Source organism: Pseudomonas poae (assembly GCF_001439785.1).
GTDB lineage: Bacteria > Pseudomonadota > Gammaproteobacteria > Pseudomonadales > Pseudomonadaceae > Aquipseudomonas > Aquipseudomonas poae.
The window spans coordinates 15102-29580 of sequence record NZ_JYLI01000001.1; the positions used below are offsets into that span (position 1 = coordinate 15102).

Below are 14479 nucleotides of genomic sequence, written 5' to 3' on the forward strand. Positions count from 1 at the left end.
CAAAAGAGTAGTGATGCCGCCCGGGAGTAAAAAAACAGACTTCGGGCTTCAACTCTTCGTACCGGTTCAGCGACTGGGATTCCATTATCGACGCGTGATGTTGTTACCGCTTATTGGCGGATAGGCCATTGGGTGTTCTCAGGCAGACTCTGTCTGAATCATCTCCCGCACCTTCGCCGTCAACAGGTCGAACGTAAACGGCTTGGTGATCAACTGCATGCCGGGATCGAGAAATCCACCCCGCACCGCCGCATGCTCGGCATACCCGGTGATGAACAAAACCTTCAAACCGGGCCGGATTTGCCGGCCGATCTCCGCCAATTGGCGTCCGTTCATGCCCGGCAGGCCGACGTCGCTGATCATCAGGTCAATGCGTTGTTCGGACTCGATGATCGGCACCGCCGTAACAGCGTCCACGGCCTCGACGAATCCATAGCCCAACTCCTTGAGCACCGCGCTGACCAGCACGCGCACGGCGGGGTCGTCCTCGACAATCAACACTGTCTCGCCAGCATTGGCGTAGGGCAGCAATGTCGGGTTGCTGGCCTCCTGCGCAGCGATCTCGCCAGCAAAACGGGGCAGGAACAGGCTGACGGTGGTGCCATTGCCCACTTCACTGTGGATGGTCACATGGCCGCGGGACTGGCGGGCAAAGCCATAGATCATCGACAGGCCAAGGCCGGTGCCCTGGCCGATCGGCTTGGTCGTGAAGAAAGGGTCAAACACTCGGCCTATCACGCTGTCGGGGATGCCGCAGCCGGTATCGCTGACACTCAATTCAACGTAATCGCCGGGCTGCAAGGTGCCGTAGGCGGCGGTAAACACGCTGTCCAGATGACGGTTAGAGGTCTCGACCGTCAGGCGGCCACCCCCGGGCATCGCATCGCGCGCGTTGAGCACGAGGTTGAGCAGGGCGCTTTCCAGTTGATTGGGGTCGGCTTCGGCGGTCCAGAGCGGGCCGGTGAGGCGCATGTCGAGGGCAATACTTTCGTTGATGCTGCGTTGTAGCAGCTCGCCCATGGAGTTCACCAGTTGGTTGATTTCCACAGGCTTGGGGTCCAGCGACTGACGACGGGAGAAGGCGAGCAAACGGTGGGTCAAACCGGCGGCGCGGTTGGCCGAGGTCACTCCCAGGTCGATCAGGCCATCGAGGTCGTCGAGCTTGCCCCGTGCAATACGCCTTCGCAGCAATTCCAGGCTGCCGATGATGCCGGTCAGCATGTTGTTGAAGTCGTGGGCTATGCCGCCGGTCAACTGGCCGACCGCTTCCATTTTCTGCGACTGGCGCAAGGCTTCTTCATTGCTGCGCAGTTGCGCGGTGCGCTCTTCGACCTGCTGTTCGAGGGTTTCCAGGGTGCTTCGCAGGCGCTGCTCGCTTTCGCTCAAGTCAATCAAGCGATCGCGCGCGTCGTATTGGCGGCGGCGGCCGCGCAGGGCGGCGCTCACCAGGCTGATCAGCGTGACCGGATGAAATGGCCGCTCCAGAAAGGTCACGTTGCCCAACAGCCCACTCAGGTGTGACGAACCATTTTGCTCGGTGCCGCCGTGGTGGGTCATCAATACGATCGGCAGGTCCGACCACGCGGGCTGCCGATGCAGGTACTCGAGCAGCGGTTCAAGGTCGACACCGCGCAGGGCTTCCGCAGCGATCACCAGCAGGCCGGCGCCTTGCTCGAGCGCCTCGCACAGCGCGCTCAGGTTGGCGGCAACGATGCCGCTGTAGCCGGCTTCGTTGAGCATCATCAACGCCAGTGAACTGTCGCGGCCCACGGGGGCGAGGATGATTGCGCGCTCGGAGACAGGTAAAAGACTGTTCACTGGCCCTCTTCCTTGAGCAGGGGAGAGCCCGCGCCCATGTAAGTGGGGATACCGCGCAATACGCCCTGGAAGTTGTCGAGGGGTTCACCCACGGTCAACCCGCGAGCACTGATGCGGTATTCGCGAATCGATGATTCATGGGAGCCGGTGCGTTTCTTGATGATCGAAATCGCCCGGCGAACCTTGCCCAGCGCCTCGAAGTAGCGCAACAAAATGACGGTATCCGCCAGATAGGTGATGTCCACGGGCGTTTGCATATCGCCCACCAGCCCGTGCTGGGCGACTGTCATGAACGTCGCGGCGCCACGGCGGTTGAGGTACAGCAGCAGCTCATGCATATGCAGGATCAGCGCGTTCTCTTCCGGCATCGCGGCCTGGTAGCCGTTGATGCTGTCGATCACCACCGTCTTGATGCCGCGCTCGTCGACGCAGCGGCGCACCCGGTGCGAGAACTCGCCAGGGGACAGTTCGGCGGCATCCACTTGCTCGATCAGCAGGTTGCCGGTGTCCCGCAGGGCGGCCAGGTCGATGCCCATGTTTTTCATGCGTTCAAACAACAGGCCCAACTCTTCATCGAAGATGAACAGCGCGGCTTTTTCGCCACGGGCCACTGCGGCGGCGGCGAAGACCATCGAGATCAGGGATTTGCCGGTACCGGCCGGGCCAAGAATCAGGCTGCTGGAACCGGTTTCGACACCGCCGCCCATCAACGCATCCAGTTCAGGAATGCCACTGCTCAGCGTCTGTCGCACATAACCGCCACGGTGCTCGGCCGCCACCAGGCGTGGGAACACGTGGATGCCGTCCTCCATGATGGTGAAGTCGTGAAAGCCGCCACGGTACTTTTGGCCACGGTACTTCACCACGCGCACGCGGCGCCGCTCGGCGCCATAGCTGGGCGTCAGCTCCTCAAGGCGAATCACGCCGTGGGCTACGCTGTGCACGGTTTTATCCAGGGATTCGGTGGTGAGGTCGTCCAGCAGCAACACCGTGGCGTCGTAACGCACGAAGTAATGCTTGATCGCCAGGATCTGCCGGCGGTAGCGCAACGAGCTCTGTGCCAGCAGGCGGATTTCCGACAGCGAGTCGATCACTACGCGGCTCGGCTTGATGCGCTCGACCACTTCAAAGATCTGTCGGGTGGCTTCGCCCAGTTCCAGGTCGGAGGAGTACAGCAGGCTCTGCTGGTGATCAGCGTTGAGCAGGCTTTCGGGCGGGGTGAGCTCGAAGATATGAATATTGTCATCCAGGTCCCAGCCGTGGGACTTGGCACCCTGGCGCAGTTCACGCTCGGTTTCCGACAGGGTGATGTACAGCGATCGTTCACCTTCTCTGGCGCCTGCCTGGAGAAAGTGCAGCGCCACAGTGGTTTTGCCGGTGCCAGGTTCGCCTTCCAGCAGGAACAGGTGGCTGCGCGATAGCCCACCGCAAAGAATGTCATCGAGACCTTCAATGCCGATGGCCGCCTTTTCACTGAACAGCTCGTTGGATGTAGACAAGAAGTGCCCTCAGGTCACGTACAAGTAGAGGGCGTGCCCGCTTGGCACGCCATAATCTCTTGACCGTAGCGGCCTGTAGCCGTTCCGCGAACTTGCGATTATGTGCCGTGGGCGACTCTCGGTTGCTGTTGAGTGGGCTTACTGTGGAAATTGGGTTTGCTGTGTGAAGCAGGTCTAACGCCGGAAAGCAGGTTTTACTGTGGCGAGCGGGCTTGCCCCGCGTGGGGTGCGAAGCGCCCCTAATCCAGCAAAACGCGGTGTGCCTGATACGGCTCAGCGTCTGGTTTTGGGGCTGCTTCGCACCCCAACGCAGGACAAGCCTGCTCGCCACAACAAGCCCGCTCGACATAACAGGTCCGTTGGCCGCGAGGATTTCTAAAGGCCTTGCTGCAACGCGGGGTCGTCGGGGTTCTGTTGCTCAAGCTGTGCGAGCAATACCTGCACGTTCTGCAGCTGCCCGCTCTCCTTCCAGTAGTTGACCAGCAGTACACGCGCCTTGCGGTTGGCGGGGTGGCGCTGGATGATTTCTTCCAACTGGCGCTGGGCCGCTTCCAGTTCGTCCTGGGCGTGCAGGGTGGTGGCGAGGTCGTAGCGATAATCCTGATTGTCCGGCTCCAGTTCGATCGCCCTGGACAGGCCGAGCAGTGCATAAGGCCGTTCGCCGTGATGCAGCAGCCACATGCCGAGCGCATGCTGCAAGTAGGCTGATTCCGGGTGCGCCGCCAGTTGCCTCCCCAGCAATTGGCGCGACTCGTCGGTCTTGCCCTGTTTGTCCAGCAGTTCAATCTGCGCGACCACGGCTTGCAGGTTATCCGGTTGCAGGCGTATTGCCTGCTCCAGCGCATTCTGCGCATCCTGCAGCAGGGCACTGTGAATGTAGAGGCGCGCCAGTTGAATCCAGCCCTCGGCTGTTTCGGGCTCGGCCTTCAGCTTTTTCACGAACTCATCGAGCACTTGTTGCAACGGGCCGAAGTACAGGCCCAGCGTGTCCGGCGACAGGCCGAGCAAGGCATTGGCTGCGGCAAAACGAACCTCCTGCTCCGGATCGTCCAGCGCCGGCCCGAGCAGCAAGGTGCGCTGGCCGGTGGGCACCAGGCCGACAATGCTGTGAATGGCCGCTTCGCGTACCACTGGCGAGTCGTCAAGCAGGTCTTTATCGGCCAATTTCAATGCCTGGGGGCTGGGGTAGTTGGGCAGCTCGGCATGCAGCGCGGCGCGGCGTTCCGGCGACAGGTCCGGGCGGCCCAGTTGCTGATACAGCACTCGCGCCGCACCCGGTTCGCCGTTGTGCGCCTGCCTCAGCGCCTTGGCATATCCATGGGCAATGGCGGGTGGCACCGCTGTCGGGGTGGCGCGCGAGAAATACCAGGTGATCACTACAATAAACAGCAGGGCGCACAGGCCGATGATGGAGTAACGGCGTGACTTTGACATGCGGGCGTCCAGAAAACGTGAGCGACTGTTACAAAGCCGTCAGCTTCGACCAGACCACGGCAGGTGTCAAACCCGCGTCCGCTCCTGCGCGCAATGGCCAAACCAGTCAACTATCTTGAAGGCTTTGACCATTGCCGCCATGGCGCCCTGGCGCCACTATTTCAGCTGTTTACGCCCTGAAAATAAAAACACAGAGGGATTTGAAGCGATGCGTGACTACCTGTCTGCGATGAGCCAGTTCGATTACCCACGTACCGTTGACGCGGCGCTGGCCGGCAACCTGCAGGCCCTCAACGCCTGCGTGGAGTGCTGTGACCGCCACGCGCTGCCGGGGCGCATCGCGCTGTTCTGGGAGGGCAGGGACGGGCGCAGCGCCACGGTGACGTTCAGTGACCTGCAGGACCAGGCCGCACGCTTCGCCAATTTCCTCCTGGCCCAGGGCGTAAGGCGCGGCGACAAGGTCGCGGGCCTGCTGCCTCGCACCGCCGAACTGCTGGTGGTGGTACTCGCCACTTGGCGGATCGGCGCGGTCTATCAGCCGTTATTCACCGCCTTCGGGCCCAAGGCGATCGAGCATCGCTTGAACAGTTCCGGCGCGGCGCTGGTGGTCACCGACGCGGTCAACCGGCCCAAACTCGCTGAAGTTGACGGCTGCCCGATTATCGTCACGGTCACCGGCCCCAAGGGCGAAGGCCTGGTACGCGGTGACTTCAGTTTCTGGGCTGAGCTGCCCAACCACGCCAATTACTGTGAGCCGGTGATGCTGGGCGCGCACGAGCCGTTCCTGTTGATGTTCACCTCGGGCACTACCGGCCCGGCCAAGGCGCTGTCGGTGCCGCTCAAGGCCATCGTCGCGTTCCAGAGCTACACCCGCGACGCGGTGGACCTGCGTCCCGAAGACGCATTCTGGAACGTCGCCGACCCGGGCTGGGCCTACGGCATCTATTTCGGGGTGACCGGGCCGTTGTCCATGGGGCACCCTATCACCTTCTACGATGGCCCGTTCACCCTGGAAAGCACCTGCCGGGTGATCAACAAGTACGGCATCACCAACCTTACCGGTTCGCCCACGGCTTACCGTTTACTGATAGCCGGCGGTAAGCAATTCGCCGAGTCGATCAAGGGCCGGCTGCGCATCGTCAGCAGCGCCGGCGAGCCGCTGAACCCGGAAGTGATCCGCTGGTTCGCCGACAACCTGGGCGTGACCATTCACGATCATTACGGCCAGACCGAGCTAGGTATGGTGCTGTGCAACCACCATGGCCTGGCGCATCCGGTGCATGTGGGCTCAGCCGGCTTTGCATCACCGGGTCACCGTATCGTGGTGCTGGGTGCAGACTGCGAGGAATTACCGGCCGGCCAGCCGGGCATCCTGTCCATCGACCGCGAGCAATCGCCGATGTGCTGGTTCGCCGGTTACGACGGCGTCGACACCCGGGCGTTTGTCGGCAAGTACTACCTGAGTGGCGACACCGTGGAGCTGAACCCGGACGGTAGCATCAGTTTTGTCGGGCGCAGTGATGATGTGATCACCACGTCCGGCTACCGCGTCGGCCCGTTCGATGTGGAAAGCGCGCTGGTGGAGCACCCGGCCGTGGTCGAAGCGGCCGTGGTCGGCAAGCCGTGCCCGGAGCGCACCGAGTTGGTAAAGGCCTTTGTGGTGATCAACGAGCAGTACCGCGCCACCCCTGAGCTGGCCGAGGAACTGCGCCTGCATGTGCGCAAGCGCCTGGCGGCCCATGCGTACCCACGGGAAATCGAATTTGTCAGCGACTTGCCCAAGACCCCAAGCGGCAAGTTGCAACGTTTTATCCTGCGTAATCAGGAGATCGCCAAGGCCCAGGCGGCCGTGGCGTGATCCACTTTTCAAGGAAACCATGATGCAGATTGAAAACAAGGTGTTTCTGGTCAGCGGCGGTGCCTCGGGCCTAGGCGCGGCCACGGCCGAGATGCTGGTCGCGGCGGGTGCCAACGTGATGCTGGTGGACATGAACGCCGAAGCCGTCGCCGCCAAGGCCGAACAGCTTGGCGTGCGTGCACGCAGCGCCGTGGCCGATATCAGCCAGGAAGCTGCCGCCCAGGCGGCCGTGCAGGCGGCGGTCGACGCGTTTGGCGGCCTGCATGGGCTGGTCAACTGTGCTGGCGTGGTGCGCGGCGAGAAAATCCTTGGCAAGGACGGGCCCCATGGCCTGGCGAGCTTTGCCCAGGTGGTCAACGTCAACCTGATCGGCAGCTTCAACCTGATGCGCCTGGCGGCCGCGGCGATTGCCGAGACCGAGGCCAATGCCGACGGCGAGCGCGGCGTGATCATCAATACCGCCTCGGCCGCCGCCTTCGATGGGCAGATCGGCCAGGCCGCGTATGCCGCGTCCAAGGGCGCCATTGCCAGCCTCACACTGCCGGCCGCCCGTGAATTGGCGCGCTTTGGTATCCGCGTGATGACCATCGCCCCCGGCATCTTCGAAACACCGATGATGGCCGGCATGACCCCCGAGGTGCGTGATGCCCTGGCCGCCGGCGTGCCGTTTCCGCCACGCCTGGGCAAACCTGCCGAGTACGCCGCGCTGGTGCGGCACATCATTGAAAACAGCATGCTCAATGGCGAGGTGATCCGTCTGGACGGCGCTTTGCGCATGGCAGCCCGCTAAGGAGGTCTCATGAACGATCCGATTGTTATTGTCAGCGCCGCGCGCACGCCCATGGGCGGGTTTCAGGGTGACCTCAAGGGCCTGACCGCGCCGCAATTGGGCGCCGCCGCGATTCGGGGCGCGCTGGAGCGGGCCGGGATCGCCGCAGACAGCGTCGATGAAGTGCTGTTCGGCTGCGTGCTGCCGGCGGGGCTTGGCCAGGCGCCGGCACGTCAGGCCGCGCTGGGCGCCGGCCTGGACAAAGGCACCCGCTGCACCACCCTGAACAAGATTTGCGGTTCGGGCATGCAGGCGGCGATCCTGGCCTACGATGCGTTGATGGCCGGCAGCGCCGAGGTGGTGATTGCCGGTGGCATGGAAAGCATGTCCAACGCACCGTACCTGCTCGACCGCGCCCGCAGCGGCTACCGCATGGGCCATGGCAAGGTGCTTGATCATATGTTCCTTGACGGCCTGGAAGACGCTTACGACAAGGGCCGACTGATGGGCACGTTCGCCGAAGACTGCGCCCTGCATAACGGCTTTACCCGCGAAGCCCAGGACGCATTTGCCATTGCCTCCCTGAGCCGCGCGCAGGAAGCGATCAGCCATGGCAACTTTGCCGCCGAGATCGTTCCGGTGCAGGTCACCGTGGGCAAGGAGCAGAAAACCATCCTGCATGACGAGCAGCCGCCCAAGGCACGCCTGGACAAGATTGCCAGCCTGAAACCGGCGTTCCGCGAAGGCGGCACGGTGACGGCAGCCAACTCCAGCTCGATTTCCGACGGCGCGGCGGCCTTGCTGCTGATGCGTCAATCCGACGCTGACAAGCGCGGGCTCAAGCCTTTGGCGGTCATCCAGGGCCACGCTGCGTTCGCCGATGAACCGGGGCTGTTTCCGGTGGCGCCGGTAGGGGCCATTCGTAAGCTGATGAGCAAGACCGGCTGGAACCTCGACGAAGTCGACCTGTTCGAGATCAACGAAGCGTTCGCCGTGGTCAGCCTGGTCACCATGAGCAAGCTGCAGATTCCCCACCGCAAAGTGAATATCCACGGCGGCGCCTGTGCCCTCGGCCATCCGATTGGCGCCTCGGGCGCGCGGATCCTGGTGACGTTGCTTTCGGCGCTGCGTCAGCAAGGCCTCAAGCGCGGCGTGGCCGCCATTTGCATCGGCGGCGGTGAAGCCACGGCCATGGCCGTCGAATGCCTGTATTAAGGAATGAGCACCATGCTGCCCAATGATGAACAACTGCAAATCAGCGACGCTGCCCGGCAATTTGCCCAGGAGCGGCTCAAGCCGTTCGCTGCCGAGTGGGACCGCGACCACCGTTTCCCCAAAGAGGCCATTGGCGAAATGGCCGAGCTGGGTTTTTTCGGCATGCTGGTGCCGGAACAGTGGGGCGGCTGCGACACCGGCTATCTCGCTTATGCCATGGCTCTGGAGGAAATCGCCGCCGGCGATGGCGCCTGCTCGACCATCATGAGCGTGCACAACTCGGTGGGCTGCGTGCCGATCCTTACGTTCGGCAACGAGCAACAGAAAGCGCAGTTCCTCACGCCCCTGGCCAGTGGCGCCATGCTCGGCGCTTTCGCCCTCACCGAGCCCCAGGCGGGCTCTGACGCCAGCAGCCTGAAAACCCGCGCGCGCCGTGACGGTGACCACTATGTGCTCAACGGCTGCAAACAATTCATCACCTCGGGAAAAAACGCTGGGGTGGTGATTGTGTTCGCGGTCACCGACCCCGCAGCGGGCAAGCGTGGTATCAGTGCGTTTATCGTGCCGACGGATTCGCCTGGATACAGCGTGGCCAGGATCGAAGACAAGCTCGGCCAGCATGCCTCCGACACTTGTCAGATCCTGTTTGAAGACCTGAGGGTGCCGGTGGCCAATCGCCTGGGCGAGGAGGGCGAAGGTTACCGGATCGCCCTGGCCAACCTTGAAGGCGGCCGCGTGGGCATCGCCTCGCAGGCGGTGGGCATGGCCCGTGCGGCGTTCGAAGCCGCGCGCGATTATGCCCGTGAGCGCGAAAGCTTCGGCAAGACGTTAATCGAGCACCAGGCCGTGGCGTTCCGCCTGGCCGACATGGCTACGCAAATAGCGGTGGCGCGGCAGATGGTGCATTACGCGGCAGCCCTGCGCGACAGCGGCAAGCCAGCGCTTGTGGAAGCCTCCATGGCCAAGCTGTTTGCCTCGGAAATGGCCGAAAAGGTCTGCTCGTGCGCCTTGCAAACCCTGGGCGGTTACGGTTACCTGAGCGACTTTCCCCTGGAGCGGATTTACCGCGATGTGCGGGTCTGCCAGATTTACGAAGGCACCAGCGATATTCAACGCATGGTCATCTCACGCACTCTCTAAGGAGCCAATCAATGAGCTACGAAACCATTTTGCTGCAAGTGCAGGACCGTGTCGGGCTGATTACCCTCAATCGTCCGCAAGCGTTGAACGCGCTGAATGCGCAACTGGTCAGCGAGCTGAACCAGGCGCTGGACGAACTGGAGGCCAATCCACACATTGGTTGCATAGTGTTGACCGGTTCGAAAAAAGCTTTTGCCGCCGGCGCCGACATCAAGGAAATGGCCGAGCTGACCTACCCGCAGATCTACCTCGACGACCTGTTCAGCGACAGCGACCGCGTGGCCAACCGCCGCAAGCCGATCATCGCGGCGGTCAACGGCTTTGCCCTGGGTGGCGGCTGCGAACTGGCGCTGATGTGCGACTTTATCCTAGCCGGTGACGGCGCCAAATTCGGCCAGCCGGAAATCAACCTCGGCGTGCTGCCGGGCATGGGCGGCACCCAGCGCCTGACGCGCGCCGTGGGCAAGGCCAAGGCCATGGAGATGTGCCTGACCGGTCGCTTTATCGATGCGGTGGAAGCGGAGCGTTGCGGGATCGTAGCACGCATTGTGCCGGCCGATGAACTGCTCGACGAAGCGCTTAAAGTGGCGACTCTGATTGCCGGCAAGTCGGTGCCGATCAGTATGATGGTCAAGGAAAGCGTGAACCGCGCGTTTGAAGTCAGCCTGTCAGAAGGTGTGCGCTTTGAGCGTCGGGTGTTCCACGCAGCCTTCGCCACCCTGGATCAAAAGGAAGGCATGGCCGCCTTCGTCGCCAAGCGCGCGCCTGAGTTCAAGGACAAGTAACCGATCTGCCCGCCGCTGAAGAGCGCGCTTATCAAACACAACATACAGTGATATCCCTGTGGCGAGCGGGCTTGCCCCGCGTTGGGGTGCGAAGCGCCCCCAATCCAGCCAAACGCGGTGTACCTGATACGGCTCAGCGCCTGGTTGTGGGGCTGCTGCGCAGCCCAACGCAGGACAAGCCTGCTCGCCACAGGGAATCTGCGCTTAACTGAATGGCATTGGGCAAGCCCGCTCGCCACATGATCGCGCTCACACTCCACAGACAGTCAGAGCGGGTAGTTTTTCAGTTCTCTGGCAATCACCATCCGCTGAATCTCGCTGGTGCCCTCGTAAATCTGCGTGATGCGCGCGTCCCGGTAGTAGCGTTCCACCGGGTAGTCCTCCAGGTATCCGTACCCGCCATGAATCTGCACCGCTGAGGAGCACACCTTCTCGGCCATTTCCGAGGCAAACAGCTTGGCCTGGGAGGCTTCCGACAGGCATGGCTTGCCGGCACTGCGCAGGCGCGCGGCGTGCAGGATCAGTAATCGGGCGGCATTGAGGCGGGTCTGCATGTCGGCGAGCAGGTTGGCCACGCTCTGGTGCTCGATGATCGGTTTGTCGAATTGCGTACGGTCACGGGCATATACCAGTGCCGCTTCGAACGCTGCACGGGCGATCCCGAGGGCCTGGGCGGCAATGCCGATGCGGCCGCCTTCCAGGTTCGACAGTGCAATGGCCAGGCCCTTGCCGCGCTCGCCCAGCAAGTTGGCTTCGGGCACCGTGCAGGCCGTGAAGGTCACGGCGCAGGTATCTGACGCGCGGATGCCCATTTTGTGTTCGGTACGGTCGACCATGAATCCCGGGGTGTCGGTGGGCACCAGGAACGCCGAGATGCCTTTCTTGCCAAGCTGCGGGTCTGTCACCGCAAACACGATCGCCAGCTGCGCGCGCTTGCCGTTGCTGACAAATTGCTTGGCGCCATTGATCACCCACTGACCGTCGCGCAGTTCGGCGCGGGTACGCAGGTTATGCGCTTCGGAACCGGCCTGGGGTTCGGTCAGGCAAAAGCAGCCAATCGCCTGGCCGCTGGCAAGTTTCGCCAACCAGGTTTGCTTCTGCTCCAGTGAGCCGTAGTTGAGGATTGGCCCGCAACCTACTGAATTATGGATACTCATCAACGCGCCGGTAGCTCCGTCGCCGGCGGAAATCTCCTCCACCGCCAAGGCATAAGCGACGTAATCGACATACGCGCCGCCCCATTCCTCGGGGACGACCATGCCCAGCAGGCCCAGTTCACCCATCTTCGCGACCAGGCCGTCGTCGATCCAGCCAGCTTTTTCCCATGCCTGGGCATGCGGTGCGATCTCGTGGCGCGCAAAGTCGCGCGCCATGTCGCGAAACATCACCTGATCTTCTGTGTATTCAATATCTTGCATGGCTTATCTCCCAACCTGCTTGAAGTCGCGGAAGAAGCGTTCGACATGGGCGGCTTCCAGTTCATCGAGGGACGGCGGGTTCCAGCGTGGCGCCTTGTCCTTGTCGATGATCAGCGCGCGCACGCCTTCGATAAGGTCACCGTGCTCGAACCACTGTCGGTCCAGGTGCAGCTCCAGCGCGAAACACTGCTCCAACGGCAGGCGACGGCCGCGACGCAGCATTTCCAGGGTCACCGCCATGGCAAGCGGTGAGCGGGTCTGCATCAGGTTGGCGGTGGTGATTGCCCATTCATGGCTGTCGGCAACGGTGACCTGCTGCAGTTGCTCGACCATGCTCGGCACATCCGGCAGCGCAAAGAAATGGTCGATGGCCCGGCGCAAGCCGGCAAGCGGCGCGTCCGGCAGTTGCTGTACGGCCAGCTTGGCCAGCGCGCCCTGCAGGTCCTTGAGCGGCGAGCCGCGCCAGCGCAGGCTGTCCAGCTTGTGGTCGAGGTCGCTCAGCCGATCGCTTTCCAGATACCAGTCGGCCAGGCCACAGTAAAGTGCGTCAGCTGCGCGGATCTGCACGCCGGTCACGCCCAGGTAAATCCCCAGCTCTCCCGGAATGCGCGGCAGGAAGTAACTGCCGCCCACATCCGGGAAGTAACCGATGGCGACTTCCGGCATGGCCAGTCGGCTACGCTCGGTGACCACCCGCAGGTCAGCGCCTTGCACCAGCCCCATGCCGCCGCCCAACACAAAGCCATCCATCAGGGCCAGTACGGGTTTGCGGTAATGGTGGATCGCCAGGTCCAGCGCGTATTCCTCGACGAAAAAGTCCTCGTGCAAGCTATCGCCGGCCTTGAAGCTGTCGTAAAGGGAGCGGATATCGCCGCCGGCGCAGAAGGCTTTTTCACCGGCGCCGCGCAGCACGACGGCATACACCTGCGGGTCGTCCGCCCAGGCCTGCAAGTGGTGGCTGAGGCTGCGCACCATGTCCAGGGTAAGGGCGTTCAAGCCGGCCGGGCGATTGAGAGTAAGGTGGCCGATATGGTTGCGGACTTCGGTCTGAACATCCTTGTTGCGCGCGTCGATGGGGCTTGCCTCGGCGGAAACCTGAGCAGTCATCTCTAACTCCCTGCTTTTATTGTCTTTATCAAGATGTTCGCAAGCGAACCTTCTCGCGATCCTACCAGTGCAAATTTGCCCAGTACAACCTTCAATCATGCAGGTGCTTCTTGCATTTATGCAGTCGTGCTTACGCCACGCGGCGGGCCAGGACTTCGCCGATACTGCGCCGGCGCGCATGGCCCTCGGCCGCATGGACCAGTTGCTCAAGCTCGTTCGGCTCAATGTCGTAGAACTGTTCCATTTCAGCCAGGGCGAGCTTCAGATCGGCGGCAGTGATGGCCGGGTCAGTCATCGGCGGTGAATTACCCATGACCCCCTCGGGCGGCATACCGGCAGCCTTGGGATAGCGGGTGCGCGTGGCGTTGTTGTAGGCCAGGGCACACGCCAACAAGGCGCCGGCGCCGAGCATCACGGCAAACAGTTCATGCCAGCCAAGGGCGGCGGACGCGGGGTCTGCCAGCACCAGGGTCATGGCCAGCCCCCCGGACGGTGGGTGCAGGCAGCGCAGCCAGCAGATCAGAATCACCGTCATGCCTGCCGCCAGGCACGCACTGCCCAGGGTGCGCCCCAATACCCGGGCCACCAGCAGCGCAACGACCGTCGCGCACAGGTAACTGCCGATGATCGACCACGGCTGCGCCAGTGCGCCGGATGACACCGCAAACAGCAGCACCGCCGACGCGCCCAGTGGGCCCAGCAGGTGCAGAGCGACGTCCATGCCAAACACCTGGGCGCACAGCCACACACTGAACAGGGTGCCCAGAGCCATGCCGATGGCGGCACGGCTCCATTCTGCAGGACGGGTGTTGATGGCAGCGGGTAACCAGCGAGCGAGCATTGTGCGAATCCATGAACAGCGGGCGAAAAAAAGGGCTTGTCAGGTTTCCCGGAAAAGCCCTGCAAGTTCCAACAATTGGGGGAAGGAACCTGCGCAGTGTGCCGCCGTTGAATCAATGGGTCCAATGCATATTAATGCAGGTTGAATGCAATAAAACTGGATTCAACGCAATCAGCCAAAAGGAATTAGCCGGGTTTTCTGTGCTGACACTGCGCTGATCCGCCCGAGCACGCGGGTTCGGCGTTCCTCGTTGAACAGCTGACGCTGCAGGTTTTCCTGCACCGCTGGATCGTCGGCCAGCGGCCCGTTCAGCGCCACCACGGCATCGCGAAGTTCCATCAACCCATCCAGCCTCGGCCCGGGAATTAGCAAAGAATCATCCGACACGGCATTGCCCTCTTTATGCAGTAGGCGGCCCTGATGTCGCTGGCCGACAGCGTCCTTGTTGTTATGCAGTGTGCGTCGGGTGGTAGATAGTTAACGCACTGGTATGCGAGTTTACCGGCGGGGTGGAGGCGCCGAAAGGCAGAGTTAATCGGCCTTTACGTATAGATATGTAGGGTATTTCCGGCTGCCTGTGACGAAAAACGCCCAC

General features: G+C 62.5%; 12 protein-coding genes. 5 read left to right on the plus strand and 7 right to left on the minus strand.

Annotated features, from left to right (window positions below; translation table 11 throughout):
- Nucleotides 1-138: 138 nt before the first annotated feature.
- The 3 genes from TU75_RS00040 to TU75_RS00050 all read right to left on the minus strand — a co-directional run bounded on the left by TU75_RS00040 (nucleotide 139) and on the right by TU75_RS00050 (nucleotide 4751).
- A complete protein-coding gene (locus TU75_RS00040; RefSeq protein ID WP_060547807.1) occupies nucleotides 139-1818 on the minus strand; it encodes an ATP-binding protein in 1680 nt (559 codons plus the stop codon).
- Nucleotides 1815-3317, minus strand: a complete 1503-nt coding sequence (locus tag TU75_RS00045; RefSeq protein ID WP_003230706.1) for an ATPase domain-containing protein — start codon at nucleotides 3315-3317, stop codon at nucleotides 1815-1817. The genes TU75_RS00040 and TU75_RS00045 overlap by 4 nt, the downstream gene beginning before the upstream one ends.
- 375 nt (nucleotides 3318-3692) lie before the next feature.
- Complete coding sequence (locus TU75_RS00050) at nucleotides 3693-4751, minus strand: HEAT repeat domain-containing protein (RefSeq protein ID WP_060547809.1); 1059 nt, start codon at nucleotides 4749-4751, stop codon at nucleotides 3693-3695.
- A gap of 208 nt (nucleotides 4752-4959) precedes the next feature.
- Between TU75_RS00050 and TU75_RS00055 the strand changes: the two genes are divergently transcribed.
- The 5 genes from TU75_RS00055 to TU75_RS00075 are packed head-to-tail and all read left to right on the plus strand — an operon-like array spanning nucleotide 4960 to nucleotide 10518.
- Nucleotides 4960-6609 (plus strand): AMP-binding protein, encoded by a 1650-nt coding sequence (locus TU75_RS00055; RefSeq protein WP_060547811.1) that lies wholly within the window; start codon nucleotides 4960-4962, stop codon nucleotides 6607-6609.
- Between the two features lie 22 nt (nucleotides 6610-6631).
- Nucleotides 6632-7399 (plus strand): SDR family NAD(P)-dependent oxidoreductase, encoded by a 768-nt coding sequence (locus TU75_RS00060; protein WP_060547813.1) that lies wholly within the window; start codon nucleotides 6632-6634, stop codon nucleotides 7397-7399.
- A gap of 9 nt (nucleotides 7400-7408) precedes the next feature.
- Nucleotides 7409-8593: an acetyl-CoA C-acyltransferase gene (locus tag TU75_RS00065; protein ID WP_060547815.1), complete on the plus strand. Its 1185-nt coding sequence runs from the start codon at nucleotides 7409-7411 to the stop codon at nucleotides 8591-8593.
- A 12-nt stretch (nucleotides 8594-8605) separates the two neighbouring features.
- Nucleotides 8606-9733, plus strand: a complete 1128-nt coding sequence (locus TU75_RS00070; protein WP_003230700.1) for an acyl-CoA dehydrogenase — start codon at nucleotides 8606-8608, stop codon at nucleotides 9731-9733.
- 11 nt (nucleotides 9734-9744) lie between these two features.
- A complete protein-coding gene (locus TU75_RS00075; protein WP_015372073.1) occupies nucleotides 9745-10518 on the plus strand; it encodes an enoyl-CoA hydratase in 774 nt (257 codons plus the stop codon).
- Between the two features lie 266 nt (nucleotides 10519-10784).
- On the opposite strand, the gene TU75_RS00080 is transcribed toward TU75_RS00075, so the two are convergent.
- The 4 genes from TU75_RS00080 to TU75_RS27595 form a co-directional block, all read right to left on the minus strand.
- Nucleotides 10785-11936 (minus strand): acyl-CoA dehydrogenase family protein, encoded by a 1152-nt coding sequence (locus tag TU75_RS00080; RefSeq protein WP_060547817.1) that lies wholly within the window; start codon nucleotides 11934-11936, stop codon nucleotides 10785-10787.
- A gap of 3 nt (nucleotides 11937-11939) precedes the next feature.
- Nucleotides 11940-13043, minus strand: a complete 1104-nt coding sequence (locus TU75_RS00085; protein WP_060547820.1) for an enoyl-CoA hydratase/isomerase family protein — start codon at nucleotides 13041-13043, stop codon at nucleotides 11940-11942.
- A 130-nt stretch (nucleotides 13044-13173) separates the two neighbouring features.
- Nucleotides 13174-13884: an HPP family protein gene (locus tag TU75_RS00090; RefSeq protein WP_060547822.1), complete on the minus strand. Its 711-nt coding sequence runs from the start codon at nucleotides 13882-13884 to the stop codon at nucleotides 13174-13176.
- 171 nt (nucleotides 13885-14055) lie between these two features.
- Nucleotides 14056-14223 (minus strand): hypothetical protein, encoded by a 168-nt coding sequence (locus TU75_RS27595; protein ID WP_163001002.1) that lies wholly within the window; start codon nucleotides 14221-14223, stop codon nucleotides 14056-14058.
- Nucleotides 14224-14479 lie beyond the last annotated feature (256 nt).